Annotated in this window: 16 protein-coding genes; 13 read left to right on the top strand and 3 right to left on the bottom strand. The window is 72.7% G+C overall.

What is annotated here, in order from left to right; translation table 11 throughout:
- Positions 1 to 354: 354 nt before the first annotated feature.
- The 10 genes from infC (at position 355) to AB0D49_RS10345 (ending at position 11,634) form a co-directional block, all read left to right on the top strand.
- Positions 355 to 1,029, top strand: coding sequence for a translation initiation factor IF-3 (gene infC, locus AB0D49_RS10390; RefSeq protein WP_362754579.1), 675 nt, complete (start codon positions 355 to 357; stop codon positions 1,027 to 1,029).
- Positions 1,030 to 1,138: 109 nt separating this feature from the next.
- Positions 1,139 to 1,333, top strand: a complete 195-nt coding sequence (gene rpmI / locus AB0D49_RS10385; protein ID WP_030418114.1) for a 50S ribosomal protein L35 — start codon at positions 1,139 to 1,141, stop codon at positions 1,331 to 1,333.
- A gap of 113 nt (positions 1,334 to 1,446) precedes the next feature.
- Entirely contained in the window at positions 1,447 to 1,830 is a 384-nt protein-coding gene (gene rplT, locus AB0D49_RS10380; RefSeq protein ID WP_030744620.1) for a 50S ribosomal protein L20, read from the top strand.
- 310 nt (positions 1,831 to 2,140) lie between these two features.
- Positions 2,141 to 2,989, top strand: coding sequence for an RNA methyltransferase (locus tag AB0D49_RS10375; protein WP_362753947.1), 849 nt, complete (start codon positions 2,141 to 2,143; stop codon positions 2,987 to 2,989).
- 53 nt (positions 2,990 to 3,042) lie between these two features.
- On the top strand, positions 3,043 to 4,182 hold the full coding sequence (locus AB0D49_RS10370; RefSeq protein WP_362753944.1) for an ATP-binding protein: 1,140 nt from the start codon (positions 3,043 to 3,045) through the stop codon (positions 4,180 to 4,182).
- Positions 4,183 to 4,318: 136 nt separating this feature from the next.
- Positions 4,319 to 5,440 (top strand): phenylalanine--tRNA ligase subunit alpha, encoded by a 1,122-nt coding sequence (pheS, locus tag AB0D49_RS10365; RefSeq protein WP_362753940.1) that lies wholly within the window; start codon positions 4,319 to 4,321, stop codon positions 5,438 to 5,440.
- A complete protein-coding gene (gene pheT, locus AB0D49_RS10360) occupies positions 5,440 to 7,953 on the top strand; it encodes a phenylalanine--tRNA ligase subunit beta (protein ID WP_362753937.1) in 2,514 nt (837 codons plus the stop codon). Before pheS ends, pheT begins: the two co-directional genes overlap by 1 nt.
- Before the next feature lie 304 nt (positions 7,954 to 8,257).
- Entirely contained in the window at positions 8,258 to 9,256 is a 999-nt protein-coding gene (locus AB0D49_RS10355) for a PP2C family protein-serine/threonine phosphatase (RefSeq protein ID WP_362753934.1), read from the top strand.
- Between the two features lie 325 nt (positions 9,257 to 9,581).
- Entirely contained in the window at positions 9,582 to 10,922 is a 1,341-nt protein-coding gene (locus AB0D49_RS10350; protein ID WP_362753931.1) for a transcriptional regulator, read from the top strand.
- 166 nt (positions 10,923 to 11,088) lie between these two features.
- Positions 11,089 to 11,634 carry an NUDIX domain-containing protein gene (locus tag AB0D49_RS10345; protein WP_362753928.1) on the top strand — a complete coding sequence of 182 codons (546 nt, stop codon included), beginning with the start codon at positions 11,089 to 11,091 and terminating at the stop codon, positions 11,632 to 11,634.
- 111 nt (positions 11,635 to 11,745) lie between these two features.
- Here the strand turns inward: AB0D49_RS10345 and AB0D49_RS10340 are convergent, their stop codons facing one another.
- Complete coding sequence (locus AB0D49_RS10340; RefSeq protein ID WP_362753925.1) at positions 11,746 to 12,606, bottom strand: 3-hydroxybutyryl-CoA dehydrogenase; 861 nt, start codon at positions 12,604 to 12,606, stop codon at positions 11,746 to 11,748.
- A gap of 187 nt (positions 12,607 to 12,793) precedes the next feature.
- Here AB0D49_RS10340 and AB0D49_RS10335 point away from each other — a divergent pair, with 187 nt between their 5' ends.
- The gene (locus AB0D49_RS10335; protein ID WP_362753922.1) at positions 12,794 to 14,032 is read left to right on the top strand and encodes a family 10 glycosylhydrolase; all 1,239 of its coding nucleotides are present in this window, start codon (positions 12,794 to 12,796) and stop codon (positions 14,030 to 14,032) included.
- Positions 14,033 to 14,081: 49 nt separating this feature from the next.
- Here AB0D49_RS10335 and AB0D49_RS10330 read toward each other — a convergent pair whose 3' ends face one another.
- Together AB0D49_RS10330 and AB0D49_RS10325 are read right to left on the bottom strand one after the other, a co-directional pair.
- Positions 14,082 to 14,282 (bottom strand): DUF1918 domain-containing protein, encoded by a 201-nt coding sequence (locus AB0D49_RS10330; RefSeq protein WP_362753918.1) that lies wholly within the window; start codon positions 14,280 to 14,282, stop codon positions 14,082 to 14,084.
- Positions 14,283 to 14,317: 35 nt separating this feature from the next.
- Complete coding sequence (locus tag AB0D49_RS10325; protein ID WP_362753915.1) at positions 14,318 to 15,232, bottom strand: DMT family transporter; 915 nt, start codon at positions 15,230 to 15,232, stop codon at positions 14,318 to 14,320.
- Here AB0D49_RS10325 and AB0D49_RS10320 point away from each other — a divergent pair.
- On the top strand, positions 15,231 to 16,712 hold the full coding sequence (locus AB0D49_RS10320; RefSeq protein ID WP_362753912.1) for a PLP-dependent aminotransferase family protein: 1,482 nt from the start codon (positions 15,231 to 15,233) through the stop codon (positions 16,710 to 16,712). The genes AB0D49_RS10325 and AB0D49_RS10320 overlap by 2 nt on opposite strands.
- Positions 16,713 to 16,723: 11 nt before the next feature.
- The gene (locus tag AB0D49_RS10315; protein ID WP_362753909.1) at positions 16,724 to 17,017 is read left to right on the top strand and encodes a hypothetical protein; all 294 of its coding nucleotides are present in this window, start codon (positions 16,724 to 16,726) and stop codon (positions 17,015 to 17,017) included.
- The last annotated feature ends 51 nt before the right edge of the window (positions 17,018 to 17,068 follow it).

Raw genomic sequence — 17,068 nt, 5'->3', positions numbered from 1 at the left:
CGCCCCAGTGGGTCTCGGTTCGCCGTGGCTCCGGGGAACTGCTAACCTTGTGTGACGACCGGCCGGACACGTATGCCTAGCGGCTCACGAGCCCGGCCCACAAGTGGAGGCTTCGAACTCCCACCTGACCGCCCTCACGGGCGGCGGGTCACCGGTCAGACGGTCTCGCCCCTCCGGCGGCGGCCCGTCCGAAAGTACGCCCCGCGATCCCTCGCGACGGTGTTCCGGTAGTTCGAGGAGCCCCGCCTGTGATCGTCCGGGGCATTTTTTGTGCTTCGGCGCGGTTAGGTCTACGCAAAGAGACGTACGCGGCCGTCCGCCAGATGGCCGGGTGGTGCTATCCGAGGAGGACCAATCAGCGCCGAGCCCCGCATCAACGACCGGATTCGCGTTCCCGAGGTGCGACTTGTCGGTCCCAGTGGCGAGCAGGTGGGTATCGTCCCGCTGGCCAAGGCACTGGAGCTTGCCCAGGAGTACGACCTCGACCTCGTCGAGGTGGCGGCGAACGCCCGTCCGCCGGTCTGCAAGCTCATGGACTACGGGAAGTTCAAGTACGAGTCGGCCATGAAGGCCCGTGAGGCGCGCAAGAACCAGGCGCACACGGTCATCAAGGAGATGAAGCTCCGGCCGAAGATCGACCCGCACGACTATGACACCAAGAAGGGTCACGTCGTCCGGTTCCTCAAGCAGGGCGACAAGGTCAAGATCACGATCATGTTCCGTGGTCGCGAGCAGTCCCGCCCCGAGCTGGGCTACCGACTGCTCCAGCGGCTCGCGGAGGATGTCCAGGACCTCGGTTTCGTGGAGTCGAACCCGAAGCAGGACGGCCGAAACATGATCATGGTCCTCGGTCCGCACAAGAAGAAGACCGAGGCGATGGCCGAGGCCCGCCAGGCCCAGGAGGCCCGCAAGGCGTCCGCCAAGGCGAACCCCGGTCGCTCGCAGAACCCCGCCGACGCGGACGCTCCCGCCGATGTGGAAGCCCCCGCCGACGCGGAGGCCCTCGCGGAGGAGCACGCCGAGGCGTGAACCCCGGGACGGCCCGTCCCAGGACAGACCGAAAGACAGAACGACGTTCCACCGTGCCCGGTTTCCGTGACCGGGCACCGGAACGCCACGACGAGGAGATAACGGCGCTATGCCGAAGAACAAGACGCACAGCGGTGCCAGCAAGCGCTTCAAGATCACCGGCTCCGGCAAGGTGCTCCGTGAGCGCGCCGGCAAGCGCCACCTGCTGGAGCACAAGTCGTCCCGCGTGACGCGCCGCCTCACCGGCAACGCCGAGATGGCCCCGGGCGACGCCAAGAAGATCAAGAAGCTTCTCGGCAAGTGAGCGCCGGGCGCCGACGGTCCAGTCACCGTCGTCCGCGCCTGACCTCCGACCGGGACCCAATCGTTTCCGGGCCGTGTGAGTCCCACCGCGGCCCCGCTACAAGGAGTTAACAAGTGGCACGCGTCAAGCGGGCAGTCAACGCCCACAAGAAGCGCCGGGCGATCCTGGAGCAGGCTTCCGGCTACCGCGGACAGCGCTCGCGCCTGTACCGCAAGGCCAAGGAGCAGGTCACCCACTCGCTGGTCTACAACTACAACGACCGCAAGAAGCGCAAGGGTGACTTCCGCCAGCTGTGGATTCAGCGGATCAACGCCGCTGCCCGCGCCAACGGCATCACGTACAACCGCTTCATCCAGGGCCTGAAGGCCGCCAACGTCGAGGTCGACCGCAAGATCCTCGCCGAGCTGGCCGTCAACGACGCCAACGCGTTCGCCGCGCTGGTCGAGGTCGCGCAGAAGGCTCTGCCGGCGGATGTGAACGCGCCCAAGGCCGCGTGAGCGCTGCGCTGGCTTGAGCCGGCGTGACTTCTGGACCCGCAGGTTGTGATGCCTGCGGGTCCCTTTGTTTCCGTGGTGGTGGATCGTCGTCGGGTGCGGGTGGGGTGTGGCTGGTCGCGCAGTTCCTCCCCCAGAGGGGGTACCCCCAGCGCCCCTGGGGGGACTGGGGTGCCGTCCGCTCTCAGCGGGCGTGCCCTGTGGCCCTGAACAGCAGGGCGTCGCCGCCTGCCCGCATCACTAGACCGGCCCGACCCCGTCGCAGGACCGACCCCTGTCACACCACCGACCCGACGTGAAGGTGAATCACCGTATGGCTGCCGGCGCTCCCGAACTCATCTCCTCCCGGTCTCCTCGGGTCAGTGCTGCTCGGCGGTTGGGGAGGCGGAACTTTCGGGGGAAGGAGCGGCTGTTTCTCGCCGAGGGGCCGCAGGCCGTGCGGGAGGCGGGGGCGCAGCCCGACACGCTGGTCGAGCTGTTCGTGACCGTCGAGGCGGCCGAGCGGTACGCGGACATCGTGGGGGCGGCGCGGGACGGCGGGGCGCGGGTGCATCTGGCGTCCGAGGAGGTCGTCGCGGACATCTCCACCACCGTGACGCCTCAGGGGCTGGTGGGGGTGTGCCGGTTCATCGACACGCCGTTCGCAGAGATCCTGCGCGGACGGCCCCGGCTGGTCGCCGTCCTGGCGCATGTGCGCGACCCCGGGAACGCCGGGACCGTGCTGCGCTGCGCGGACGCGGCCGGGGCCGAGGCGGTGGTGCTGACCGACGCGTCGGTGGACCTTTACAACCCCAAGGCGGTCCGCGCCTCGGTCGGGTCGCTGTTCCATCTGCCGGTCGCCGTCGGCGTACCGGTCGAGGAGGCCGTCGTCGGGCTGCGCGGGGCCGGGGTGCGGGTGCTCGCCGCGGACGGCGCCGGGGACCGTGATCTGGACGACGAGCTGGACAAGGGCACCATGGGCGGGCCCACCGCCTGGGTGTTCGGGAACGAGGCGTGGGGGCTGCCCGAGGAGACCCGCGCGCTCGCCGACGCCGTCGTCCGCGTCCCCATCCACGGACGGGCCGAGAGCTTGAACCTGGCGACCGCCGCCGCCGTATGTCTCTACGCGTCCGCCCGTGCACAGCGCGCCGCCGCAGGCTGCCGCACCGTAACCGGGACCTAGTAGGGTGACCAGCTCGGGGGCCTCCTGCGCTGTCTGAGAGGTGGGGTACGGGGATGAGTGTCGCTGCGAGCAGCGTGCCGGGAGCGTCTCAGGTGCGGCGGCCCGCCGCGCCCCGGCCGTCCGCACGGCCCGCGGACCTCGGCATCGACCCGGACGAGCTGCCCGACGGCCTGGTCGTCGCCGACGAGCACGGCCGGGTCGTCTGCTTCAACCGCGCCGCCGAGCGCATCACCGCAGTCCCCGCCGGGGCCGCCCTCGGGCAGCCGCTGGAGAAGGCGCTGCCGCTGGAGGACCTGGAGGGCCGCCGCTGGTGGCAGCTCACCGACCCCTACGGCGGACTCGCCATCCGCAACCGCCAGCCGGAGCGCAACCTGCTGCTGCCGGGCGGTCGCGAGGTACTGGTCTCCGCCCGCTATGTACGCGACGAGCCCACCGGGCCCGTGCGGCGGCTGGTGGTGTCGCTGCGGGACACCGAGGCGCGCCGCCGCACCGAGCGCAGCCACGCCGAACTGATAGCGACCGTCGCGCACGAGCTGCGCTCCCCGCTGACCTCCGTGAAGGGGTTCACGGCGACCCTGCTGGCGAAGTGGGAACGGTTCACCGACGACCAGAAGCGGCTGATGCTGGAGACCGTCGACGCCGACGCCGACCGGGTCACCCGGCTGATCGCCGAGCTGCTGGACATCTCCCGGATCGACTCCGGGCGCCTGGAGCTGCGCCGCCAGCCCGTCGACATGGGCGCCGCCGTCTCCCGGCACATCCAGGCGTACGTGGCCGCCGGACAGTCCGCCGAGCGGTTCCTGCTGCGGGTCGGGCAGCCGCTGCCGTCGCTGTGGGCCGACCCCGACAAGGTCGACCAGGTGCTCAGCAACCTCATCGAAAATGCGGTGCGGCACGGCGAGGGAACCGTCACCATCGATGTCACGCCCGCCGCGTCCCCCCGGGAGGGGGAGGATACCGGCACATCGGTCACCGTGAGCGACGAGGGCACCGGCATCCCGGAGGAGTCCATGAACCGCGTCTTCACCCGCTTCTGGCGGGGCAGCAAGCGCGGCGGCACCGGGCTCGGGCTCTACATCGTCAAGGGCATCGTGGAGGCCCACGGCGGCACCATCACGGTCGGCCGCGCCCCCGGCGGCGGCGCGGAGTTCCGATTTACGTTGCCCGTGGCGGCTCCGGCGTATCTCGCCTGACGGCCACGGGCGCATCCGTCCCTCCCCACCCCGTTAGACTCGGCCTTTGGCACGTTTGTGTCCTCGCCCGGCCGTGCGACTCGCTCACGAGTCGGTGACGGGGCCCTCAGCCAGCGAATCGGAAGCACGGGAAGAGATGTCGGCACCCAATAAGTCGTACGACCCGGTCGAGGTCGAGGCGTTGAAACCGGAAGAGATCGAGCGTATGCGGGACGAGGCGCTCGCCGCCTTCGCCGCCGCCGGTTCGCTCGACGCGCTCCAGGAGGCCAAGGTCGCCCACACCGGCGGCACCTCCCCGCTGGCGCTCGCCAACCGGGAGATCGGCGCCCTGCCGCCGCACGCCAAGGCGGACGCCGGCAAGCGCGTCGGCCAGGCCCGCGGCGCCGTGAACAAGGCGCTGGCCGCCCGCCAGGCCGAACTGGAGGCGGAGCGGGACACCCGGGTGCTGGTCGAGGAGGCGGTGGACGTCACGCTGCCCCACGACCGGGTCGCGGCCGGTGCCCGGCATCCGCTGACCACGCTCTCCGAGCGCATCGAGGACGTCTTCGTGGCCATGGGCTACGAGGTCGCCGAGGGCCCCGAGGCCGAGGCCGAGTGGTTCAACTTCGACGCCCTGAACATCGGCCCCGACCATCCCGCGCGCGGCGAGGCCGACACCTTCTTCGTCCGCGGCGAGGACGGCGGCACCGAGTCCGGTGTCGTCCTGCGCACCCACACCTCCCCGGTGCAGATCCGTTCCCTCATGGACCGCGAGCCGCCGGTGTACGTGATCTGCCCCGGCCGTGTGTACCGCACCGACGAGCTGGACGCCACGCACACCCCGGTCTTCCACCAGGTCGAGCTGCTCGCCATCGACGAGGGCCTGACCATGGCCGACCTCAAGGGGACCCTGGACCACATGGTCCAGTCGCTGTTCGGCGCGGACATGAAGACCCGGCTGCGGCCGAACTTCTTCCCGTTCACCGAGCCGTCCGCCGAGATGGACATGGTGTGCTACGTCTGCCGTGGCGCGTCCGTCGGCAACCCCGACCGCCCCTGCCGCACCTGCTCCTCCGAGGGCTGGATCGAGCTGGGCGGCTGCGGGATGGTCAACCCCCGGGTGCTCACCGCCTGTGGGGTCGACCCGGAGAAGTACAGCGGATTCGCCTTCGGGTTCGGCATCGAGCGGATGCTGATGTTCCGCCACAACGTCGAAGACATGCGAGACATGGTCGAAGGTGACGTCCGGTTCACCCGGCCCTTCGGGATGGAGATCTGATGCGGGTCCCGCTTTCCTGGCTGCGGGAGTACGTCGACCTGCCGGCCACCGAGACCGGTCGTGACGTCCAGGCCAAGCTGATCTCGGCGGGCCTCGAGGTCGAGACGGTCGTGCAGCTCGGCGACGGGCTCAAGGGCCCGCTGGTCGTCGGACACGTCCTCACCATCGAGGAGCTGGAGGGCTTCAAGAAGCCGATCCGCTTCTGCACGGTCGATGTCGGTACCGCCAACGGCACGGGGGCGCCGCAGGAGATCGTCTGCGGTGCGCGGAACTTCGCCGTCGGCGACAAGGTCGTCGTCGTGCTCCCGGGGGCCGTCCTGCCGGGCGGCTTCGCGATCAGCGCCCGTAAGACCTACGGCAAGACCTCGCACGGCATGATCTGCTCCAGCGACGAGCTGGGCATGGGCGACGACGGCAGCAAGGGCATCATCGTGCTGCCGCCCGAGACCGAGGTCGGCAAGGACGCCATCGAGCTGCTGGAACTGGTCGACGAGGTGCTGGACATCGCCGTCACCGCCAACCGCGGCGACTGTCTGTCCCTCCGCGGTGTCGCCCGCGAGACCGCCATCGCCTACGGTCTGCCGCTGAGCGACCCGGCCCTGCTCGACGTCCCCGCGCCCAACGCGTTCGGCTACCCGGTCGAGGTCGCCGAGCCGCTCGGCTGCGACCGCTTCACCGCCCGTACGGTCACCGGGCTGCACCCCGAGGCGCGCTCCCCGCTCTGGCTCCAGCGGCGGCTCCAGAAGGTCGGTATGCGCCCGATCTCGCTGGCCGTCGACGTCACCAACTACGTGATGATGGAGCTGGGCCAGCCGCTGCACGCCTACGACCGCTCGCTGGTGCAGGGCACCATCGGGGTCCGCCGGGCCGCCGAGGGCGAGAAGATCGTCACCCTCGACGGGGTCGAGCGGACCCTGCACGCCGAGGACCTGGTCATCACCGACGACCGCGGTCCCATCGGCCTCGCGGGCGTCATGGGCGGCGCCGACACCGAGATCGCCGACCACGACGACACCGCGGGCGCCACCAGCGACGTGGTGATCGAGGCGGCGCACTTCGACGCCGTGTCCATCGCCCGCACCGCCCGCCGCCACAAACTGTCCTCCGAGGCGTCCCGGCGCTTCGAGCGGGGCGTCGACCCGCAGGCCGCGTCCGCCGCCGCCCAGCGCACGGTGGACCTGCTGGTCCTGCTCGCGGGCGGCACCGCCGAGGCCGGGGTCACCGAGGTCACCACCCCGTCCGCGCCGCACACCATCGCCATGCCCGCCGACCACCCCGACAAGGTCGCCGGTGTCGGCTACGGCCGGGAGACCGTCGTCCGCCGCCTCCAGCAGGTCGGCTGCGATGTCTACGGGCAGGACGAGCTGATCGTCACCGTGCCGTCCTGGCGGCCCGACCTGCTGGAGCGCAACGACCTCGCCGAGGAGGTCATCCGGCTGGAGGGCTACGAGAACCTGCCCTCCACGCTGCCCAGGCCCAACCCCGGGCGCGGACTCACCGACCGGCAGCGGCTGCACCGCAGGGTCGGCCGCGCGCTGGCCGGCGCCGGCTATGTCGAGGCGCTGAACTACCCCTTCCTGGGCGTGGCCGTCTTCGACCAGCTCGCCCTGGCCGCCGACGACCCGGCCCGCCGGGTGGTCACCCTGGTCAACCCGCTCAACGACGAGGAGCCCGCGCTGCGCACGACGCTGCTGCCGGGGCTGCTCGGCGCGCTGCGCCGCAACGACGGGCGGGGCTCGCACGACCTGGCGCTGTTCGAGACGGGGCTCGTCTTCCTGCCGCGTGCCGAGCGGATCGCCGCCGCCGCGCTGCCGGTGGACCGGCGGCCGACGGACGAGCAGCTCGCCGCGCTGGACTCCGCGCTGCCCGAGCAGCCCCGCCATGTCGCGGTCGTCCTCGCGGGCGCCCGCGAGGCGGCGGGCTGGTGGGGCCGGGGCCGTCCGGCCGACTGGGCCGACGCGGTGGAGGCGGCGCGGGTCGTCGCCCGGGAGGCCGGTGCCTCGCTCGTCGTCCGCAAGGGGCAGTACGGGCCCTGGCACCCCGGGCGGTGCGCGGAACTGGCGGTCGTGGTGGACGGTGCCGAGCGGGTCGTGGGCCACGCCGGTGAGCTGCACCCCCGGGTGGTGAAGGCGTTCGGGCTGCCGGAGCGGACCTGTGCGATGGAGCTGGACCTGGACGCGGTCGCCGCGGCGGGTGACGGGGTGCTGCGCGCTCCCCGGATCTCCTCGTTCCCGGTCGCCACGCAGGATGTGGCGCTGGTGGTGGACGCGGAGGTCGCCCATGCGGAGGTGGAGGCCGCGTTGCGTCAGGGCGCGGGTCAGCTTCTTGAGGGGATCCGGCTGTTCGATGTGTATGTGAACGACGAGCAGCTCGGGGCCGGGAAGAAGTCGCTGGCGTATGCGCTGCGGTTCCGGGCGCTGGATCGGACCTTGACGGTGGATGAGGCGTCTCGGGCTCGTGATGCGGCTGTTGCTCTCGCGGGGGAGTTGGTGGGGGCCGTTCTTCGGGGCTGAGGGCGCCTGAGGGGTGGGGCGTCGGGGGTTGTGTGGCGGCTGCGGGTCTGTTGTGGCTGGTCGCGCAGTTCCTCCCCCAGAGGGGGTACCCCCAGCGCCCCAAAAGGCGGGCGTTGCCCCCCCGCCTTAACTGAGAAGTCCCCCCGGATTCGGTCACCTCACTCGATGGGGTGAGAGAAAAAGGTCATCCGGGTTTTTCGGGGCAGAGGGCGACAGAATCGGACCGGCCTTTCGGGGCCGGTCCGTGCTGCTGTCAGGGCCTATCTGGGGGGCCGTCGGCATGATGCGTTTCGGTGGAGGGACGGTGCGGCGCGGGCTCGCGCTGGGGCTGCCGGCGGCCTGGGGCGCGGTGGCGATCACCTACAAGCTGGTCTGCCCGCTCGCCACGCAGACGGGGCTGAGCGCGCGGATCGTCACCAGCGCGCTGTTCTTCGCCGTCGGGACCTGCCTCGTCCTCCATGTGCGCCGGGCGCTGCTCACCGAGCTGAAGCAGGTCCGCAAGGTCGCCGGGGCCGCGCAGGAGGCGCTGATCGGGCCGCTGCCGCCCAAGGTCGACGGGCTCGGTGTCGCCGCCGCCCAACTGTCCGCCGAGCGGGGCGCGGTCCTCGGCGGGGACCTCTACGACGTGCTCGCCACCGAGCACGGGGTGCGGGTGGTGATGGGGGACGTGCGCGGGCATGGGCTCGCCGCCATCGGGACCGTCGCCGCCGTGCTGGGCAGCTTCCGTGAGGCCGGGCACGACGAGCGGGACCTCGCGGGGGTGCTGCGCAGGCTGGAGCGGGCGCTCGCCCGGCATCTGCGCCAGCGGTCCGGTCCCGACGGGCCGGGAGGCGAGGAGTTTGTCACCCTGCTGTTGCTGGAGATCGGCCGGGACGGGGACGTACGGGCGCTCAACTGCGGGCATCCCTGGCCGTATCTGCTGCGTGACGGTGAGGTGGTGGCGCCGCCGGCCGCCGAACCGCTGCCGCCGCTCGGGCCGTTCCCGCTGCCGGCCGAGCTGAGTGCCGTACCGGTCGGGCTGTTGTTGCCCGGGGACGGGCTGTTTCTGCATACGGACGGGGTCGAGGACGCGCGGGACGCGCAGGGGCGGTTCTTCGCGCTCACGGAGGCGCTGCGGGACGTCGTGCGGGACGGGCCGACGGCGCCCGAGGCGGTGCTGGGGGCGGTCTACACACGGCTGCTGCGGCATTGCGGGGGACGTCCGGCCGACGATGTGGCGATGCTGGTGCTGCGCAACGACCGCTGTGCGGCGCTGCCGCTGTCCGGTGAACCGGTCGGTCACCGGGCGCACCACGCCCCGTGACGCCGAGGCCGCGAAGCGCCGGACGGTCCGTGGTGCGCCTGGTCCCTCCTTCCGCTCACCGGTGTGTCCCTCGTCGGCGCGGCGGCGCCGTCCGCCCCGCCACGGAGTGTCGGGCAGACGGCCGGGCGGACGGCGCGGAGGAGGGCCGCCGCACTGTACGAGGGGGAGCCGGCGGCCCAGCCGGCCTCTTGACGAGGCATCTCAGTCAACCGTTTGAACACGCTGAGCGACAGTGCGCACACGCCCCGGAATCGGGCAGCCGGTTCACACCCCGTGTGAACCGGTGCGCACTACGCTGTCCGCACCTAGCTTCGGGGGGCCCTGAATGCAGCCCAACACCTTGCTCGACGCGATCCTGGACGAGGCCGGGATGTCGCACGCCGGGCTGGCCGCGCAGGTCAATCAGGCGGGGCGGGCCAGAGGTCTGGCGCTGCGCTACGAGCACACCGCCGTGGCCCGCTGGCTCAAGGGGCAGCGCCCCCGGGGCCAGGTGCCCGATCTGATCTGCGAGGTGCTCGGGGCGCGGCTGCGCCGGACGGTCGCCCTGGACGACGTCGGCCTCGGCGTGCCCGGCCTGCCCCTCTCCCCGCACGCCGCTTCGCTGTCCGGGTTCGTGGAGCGGGCGACCGCGCTGTGGCGCTCCGACCAGCTCCGGCGCCCCCATCTGCGGGACGCTCCCGCGGTCACCGGGACGCCCGCGGTGATGCCGGTGTGGGAGTGGGAGAACCCGCCCGAGGACACCGATGTCTCACGCGGCGGACGGCACCAGGTCACGGCGGGCGACCTGGACATGCTGCGGGCCGCCCGTACGCACTACGAGCAGATGTACCGCAAGGCCGGGGGCCTGGCGACCCGCACCCGGATCGTCGGGTTCCTCAACGCCGAGGCGGCGCCGCTGCTGCGCGGCAGCTACACCGACGCCACCGGCCGCCAGCTCCACCGGGCGACCGGCGGGCTGGTGGCCATCGCCGGGATCTGCGCCTACGACGCGGACGCGCACGGGATCGCCCAGCGCTACTTCCACCAGGCGCTGCGGCTGGCCAAGGCGAGCGGGGACCGGGGGTTCGGCGCCTATGTGATCGCGCTGCTGGTCAACCAGGTGCTGTTCATGCGGGAGTACCGGCAGGCGGTGGCGTTCGCGGAGGCGGCGCTGCGGGCGGCCGGGCAGCACATCACCCCGGCCCTCGCCTCCGATCTGTACGCGATGCAGGCCAAGGCGTACGCCCATCTCGGCGACAGCGGCGGGGCGCTGTCCTGCATCCGGCGGGCCGAGCGGGCCGCCGAACGCATCCAGCCGCCGTACGAACCCGATGAGACCGGGTATGTCCAGCCGGGTCTGGTCAATGTCCAGGTGGCGGAGGCGCTGCTGAGTCTCGGGGACGTGGCGGCGGCGGCGGAGCACGCGGCGGCGGCCGTGGACAACCCGGCGCACGATCGCGGGCGGGTGCACCGGCTCGCCATGCTCAGCACCGTCGAACTGCGCCAGGGCAACGCCGAGAAGGCGGTGGTGACGGCGGTACGGATGGCCGAACAGGCGCGTGGCATGGAGTCCCGGCGGCTGCGGGACCGGTTGCGCGCGGTGCACGGGCAACTGGTGCGCAGCGGCGCCGCCGGGACCGCCGAGGCGGCCGAACTCATCGACGGGGCGCTGCGCGTGCCCCTGTAGGGCGCGGGCGGCACGCCGATGGCCCGGCGGCCGGAAGGATGCCTTCCGGCCGCCGCGGCCTGTTCCCACGCGCCGGTCGCGGCCCCCCGCGCCGCTCCCTCTGCGCCTGCTGCCGGAACGCCGCTGCTGCGATATTGCCCCTTAATCGCTGAAAGGTGGCAGAACCGTGCAGTGGACGAAACAGAACGAGCAAACTGTTTATGAAAACCGCTGGTTCAGCGTCAATCTCGCTGATGTCGAGCTGCCGGACGGCCGGCATCTCGATCACTTCCTGATCCGGCTGCGGCCCGTCGCCGTGGCCACGGTCGTCAACGAGGCCGATGAGGTGCTGCTGTTGTGGCGCCACCGCTTCATCACGGACAGCTGGGGGTGGGAACTGGCCGCGGGGGTCGTCGAGGACGGCGAGGACATCGTGGCCGCCGCCGCCCGGGAACTGGAGGAGGAGACGGGCTGGCGGCCGGGGCCGCTGCGCCATCTGATGAGCGTGGAGCCGTCCAACGGGCTCACCGACGCCGTCCACCACGTCTACTGGACCGACGAGGGCGAGTACACCGGGCCCCCGGTGGACGCCTTCGAGTCGGACCGCCGGGAGTGGGTGCCCCTCAAGGTGGTGCCCGATCTGGTCGCCCGGGGCGAGGTGCCGGCCGCGAACATGGCGGCGGCACTGCTGCTCCTGCACCATCTGCGGCTCGGGCAGGATCTAGTGCCGTAGCCCCGCCCGGCCCCGCCCCCGCTCCGGTGCTGTAGCCCCGCCCGGCCCCGCCCCCCCCGTTCCGGTGCCGGACCGCGGCCCTGGGGACCCGGCACCGGAGGACGGCCCCGTTCAGCCGTAGCTGTAGAAGCCCGAGCCCGACTTGCGGCCCAGGCGGCCCGCGTCGACCATCCGCTGGAGCAGCGGGGGAGCGGCGTACAGCGGCTCCTTGAACTCCTCGTACATGGAGAACGCCACCGAGGCCACGGTGTCCAGGCCGATCAGGTCGGACAGCTTCAGCGGGCCCATCGGGTGGGCGCAGCCCAGCTCCATGCCGTTGTCGATGTCCTCGCGGCTGGCGATCCCGGACTCGAACATCCGGATCGCGGAGAGCAGATACGGGATCAGCAGCGCGTTCACCACGAACCCGGAGCGGTCCTGGGCGCGGATCGCGTGCTTGCCGAGCACCTTCTCGGCGAACAGCTGCGCCCGGCCGAGGGTGCCCTCGGAGGTGGTCAGCGCCGGGATCAGCTCGACCAGGCGCTGGACCGGCGCCGGGTTGAAGAAGTGGATGCCGATCACCTGGTCGGGGCGGGAGGTGGCCACCGCGAGCCGGACCAGCGGGATGGACGAGGTGTTGGACGCGAGGATGGCGTCCGGACGGGTCACCACCTGGTCGAGCACCTGGAAGATCTCCGTCTTGACCTGCTCGTTCTCGACCACCGCCTCGATCACCAGATCGCGGTCGGCGAACTCGCCCAGATCGGTGGTGAAGGACAGCCGGGCCAGCGTGGCGTCCCGCTCCGCCTCGCTGATCTTGCCCCGCTCGGCGGCCTTCACCAGCGAGTTGGTCAGCCGGGTGCGGCCGATCTCCAGGGCCTCGCCGGTGGTCTCGGCCACCCGGACGTCCAGGCCCGCCCGTGCGCACACCTCGGCGATGCCCGCGCCCATCTGGCCGCAGCCGACCACTCCGACCCGCTCGATGTCGGTCACATCGTCCCCTTCGCTGATCCGCGCCGTCCGCAGGGGGCCGACGGTTTCGGCACCCTGCTCCGTTCGTGCACGTTACCGGTACGTAGTGATGGTCGGGCGCCGGGGTGCGGGCATCCTGGGGCGCGTGGGCGGTCGGCGATCGTGCCGGGACCGCACGGTGAGCAACGGTGAGGAAGAGGTGGGAGCCATGGGACGGCTGTCCCGACGGACGTTCGCGCTGGCCGCGCTGTCGGCCCTGGTGACGGCGGGGGAGGCGCAGGCCGTGCCGGGCAGCCGGGGGGACGGCGCGGACACCGGGGGCGTGGGGCGGATGCGGGGTGTGTGGCTGGCCACCGTCGTCAACCGCGACTGGCCCTCGCGGACCGGGCTGACCGCCGCCCAGCAGCGCTCCGAACTCCTCACGCATCTCGACCGGGCGGTCACGGCGGGGCTGAACACCCTGATCTTCCAGGTGCGGCCGTGCGCGGACGCGCTGTGGCCGTCGCCGCACGAGCCGTGGTCGCAGTATCTGACCGGCACCCAGGGCAAGGACCCCGGCTGGGACCCGCTGGGCACGGCGGTGACCGAGGCGCACGCCCGCGGTCTCGAGCTGCACGCCTGGTGCAATCCGCTGCGGGTGGCCATGCACACCGACCCGGCCCGGCTCACCGCCACCCACCCGGTCCGCCGCAACCCCGGCTGGGCCGTGCCCTACGGCGGCAAGCTGTACTACAACCCGGGGCTGCCCGAGGTCCGGGCGTTCGTCCAGGAGGCGATGCTCGACGCGGTGGCGCGCTACCCGGTCGACGCCCTCCACTGGGACGACTACTTCTACCCGTACCCGGTCGCCGGGCAGGTCTTCGACGACGACGACGCCTACGACGCCCACGGCGGGTCCTTCGACACCCGGGGCGACTGGCGGCGGGACAACATCAACCGGCTGGTGCGGGACATGGCCGCCGGGGTCCGGCGCACCCGGCCGGGCACCGAGTTCGGGATCAGCCCGTTCGGCGTGTGGCGCAACGCGGGCACCGACCCGCTCGGCTCGGACACCCGCGCCATGCAGTCCTACGACGACATCTACGCCGACACCCGGCGCTGGGTGCGGGAGAACTGGATCGACTACCTCTGTCCGCAGCTGTACTGGCACATCGGCAACTCCGCCGCCGACTACGCGAAGCTGGTGCCGTGGTGGGCCGAGGTCGCCAAGGGCACGGGCACCCGGCTGTACATCGGGGAGGCGCTGTACCGGGCGGGCGACCCGGCGCAGGCGGCGGCCTGGCAGGACCCCGCCGAGCTGTCCCGGCATCTGACGTTCGCCGCGAAGTACGGCGAGGCGCGCGGGCATGTGTTCTTCGGCGCGAAGGACGTGGCCGCGGACCCGGTGGGCGCGATGAAGCGGGTCACCGCCGACCACTACGGGCAGCCGGCGGTGACCCCGAGGTGAGGCAGGGGTGAGGTCGCCGTGAGGGCGGGGGGAAGGGTCCGGTCGCGGTTCAGTGGCCGGGGGTCATCTCCCGGTGCCGGATCTCCGTGTCGGGACCCGGGGAGCAGACGCCCTCGTGGCCGTCCTCGAAACGGACCCGGTAGGGCGGCTGGCCGCCCTCTCCCAGTACCTCGACGATCTCGCCGACCTTGTCGATCTGGCCGACCACCCTGCCGTGCTGGACAAGCTGGTCGCCCGTGGTTGCACGCATACCTGGGCCTCCTCACGCCGGGCGGGAACCGTCGCTCAGCCGCGCGCCCGCTGGGTGACCGCGATGCAGATCAGCACCGCCGCGGCCGTCAGCGGGGCCGCCGGCGTCAGACGCTCGCCGAGCAGCAGTACCGACCACACCAGTGTGAGCAGCGGCTGGGCGAGCTGCAACTGACTGGCCTTGGGGATGCCGATCAGCGCCATGCCCCGGTACCAGACCACCATCCCGAGGAACTGCGAACCCGCCGCCACCCACAGCAGCCCGGAGACGCTGTGCCAGGTGAGCTGGACCGGCTCCTGGGCGAGCGCGAACACGGCCGCCGGTACGGCGAGCGGGAGGCAGAGCACCAGCGCCCAGCCGATCACCTGCCAGCCCGGCATCTCCCGGGCCAGCCGTCCGCCCTCCGCGTACCCGGCCGCGCACACCAGCAGCGCCGCGAACAGATACAGATCGGCGGTGCCCAGCGCGCCGCCGCTCTGCTGGAGGGTGAAGGCGATCACCGCCGCCGCGCCGGTCAGCGCCGCCGCCCAGAAGGTGCGCGAGGGACGGTGGCCCAGCCGCAGCGCCGACACCACGGCGGTGGTCAGCGGCAGCAGCCCCACCACCACCGCCGCGTGCGAGGTGCTGGAGGTCTCCAGGGCCAGGGTGCTCAGCAGCGGGAACCCCACCACGACCCCGCCCGCCACGACCAGCAGCCCCGGCCAGTGCGCCCGGCCGGGCAGCGGCACCCGCAGGGCCAGCAGACACACCCCGGCGATCAGCGCCGCCAGGACACCGCGCACGGCGGTCAGCGACCACGCCCCGAACCCCTCGAGACCCCAGGCGGTGGCCGGGAAGGTGAGGGAGAAGGCGACGACCCCCAGGGCGGCCAGGAGCGTGCCGCGTGTCGCGGGGACCGGGCCGCTCACCGCTACCGGCGTTGAGGCGATAGCGCTATCCTGTGCTCTCATGAAGCAGAGTAGCAGTGTCGAGGAACTCGCCGCCCAGCTGCGCAACGAGCTGAACCGCTACTCTCCGGGTGGAAAGCTCCCATCGAGCCGGGCGCTGGTCGAGCGGTTCCGGGTGAGCCCGGTGACCGTCTCCCGCGCGCTCGCCCAGCTCGCCGCCGAGGGCCTGGTGGTGACCCGGCCCGGCGCCGGTGCCTTCCGCGCCCGGCCGCGCACCCCGCTCACCCGGACCGGCGACACCTCCTGGCAGGAGGTCGCACTCAGCGCCGACGGCGCCGCCGACCTCGTCCCGCGCACGGTCGACGCGTCCGGGGTCACCATCTGCCTCGCCGCGCCACCGCCCGGGGTGATCGAGTTCAACGGCGGCTATCCGCACCCCTCGCTCCAGCCGGAGAAGGCCATGGCCGCCGCGCTCTCCCGGGCCGGGCGGCGCCCCGGCGCCTGGGGCAGGCCCCCGCTGGACGGACTGCCCGAACTGCGCGAGTGGTTCGCGCGCGGCATCGGCGACACCGTCACCGCCGCCGACGTACTGATCTCCGCGGGCGGCCAGTCCGCGCTGACCACCGCGCTGCGCGCGCTCGCCCCGCCCGGCGCCCCCGTCCTCGTCGAATCGCCCACCTACCCCGGGATGCTCGCCATCGCCCGCGCCGCCGGACTGCGCCCGGTCCCGGTGCCGGTCGACGCCGACGGCGTACGTCCCGCGCTCCTCGCCGACGCCTTCCGCGCCACCGGCGCCCGGGTGTTCGTCTGCCAGCCCCTGTTCCAGAACCCCACCGGGGCGGTGCTCTCCGCCGACCGCCGCCCCGACGTGCTGCGCATCGCCCGCGAGGCCGGTGCCTTCGTGGTGGAGGACGACTTCGTCCGGCGGCTGGCGCACGACGACGCCGGGCCGCTGCCGCGACCGCTGGCCGCCGACGACCCCGACGGAGTCGTCGTCCATGTCTCCTCGCTCACCAAGGCGACCTCGCCCAGTCTCCGGGTGGGCGCCCTCGCCGCGCGCGGGCCCGTCCTGGAACGGCTGCGGGCCATCCAGGTCGTCGACACCTTCTTCGTGCCCCGGCCCCTCCAGGAAGCCGCGCTGGAACTCGTCGGCTCGCCCGCCTGGGCCCGCCATCTGCGCCGCCTCTCCGGCGAACTGCGCGCCCGCCGCGCCGCCATGACCGCCGGACTCGCGCTGCGGCTGCCCGGACTCGCCCTGCCGCACATCCCCGTGGGCGGCTACCACCTGTGGCTGCGGCTGCCCGAGGGCGCCGACGAGACCCGGCTGCACACCGCCGCCCTGCGCGCGGGCGTCGCCTTCACCCCCGGCCGCCCCTACTTCAGCGCCGAACCGCCCGCCGCCCACCTCCGGCTGAGCTTCGCCGCGGTCGCCGGGACCGAGGAGATCGCCGAGGGACTGCGCAGACTGCGCACCGCCTGCGACGAGGTGTTCGGCGGTCCGGGGGCCGCCGAAACCGTTCGACAGGCCCCGGCCGGGCTGTGATGATCCGCGGCATGAACGACACCGCCCCCGCCCTCGCCGCCGGGTACGAGTTCTCCGCCGACCCCGCCAGGATCGACACCGCGCTGGGCTTCCGCCCGCTGGAACGGCCGGAATGGTGGATGGCGCTGGAGTCGGGGTGTGAGCGCGGGGCCATGGCCGGGGGGACTTGGGGAGGTAGGGGCGGTATGGCCCGGGGGAGTGACCCGGGGAGGTGGGGGTGGTGCGGCCTGGGGAGTGTTCCGAGGGGCGGGGGCGGACCGGTCCAGGGCGTGACCCGGTGGGCGGGGCGGACGGCCCGGGTGTGACCCGATGGGCGGGGTGGTGCGGCCCAGGCTGTGAACCGGTGGGCCGGGGTG

Origin of the sequence: Streptomyces sp. NPDC048290 (assembly GCF_040652095.1) — a bacterium.
Lineage (GTDB): Bacteria > Actinomycetota > Actinomycetes > Streptomycetales > Streptomycetaceae > Streptomyces.
Note: the sequence above shows the minus strand (reverse complement) of the source record. Positions and strands in the feature narration are given on the sequence as shown.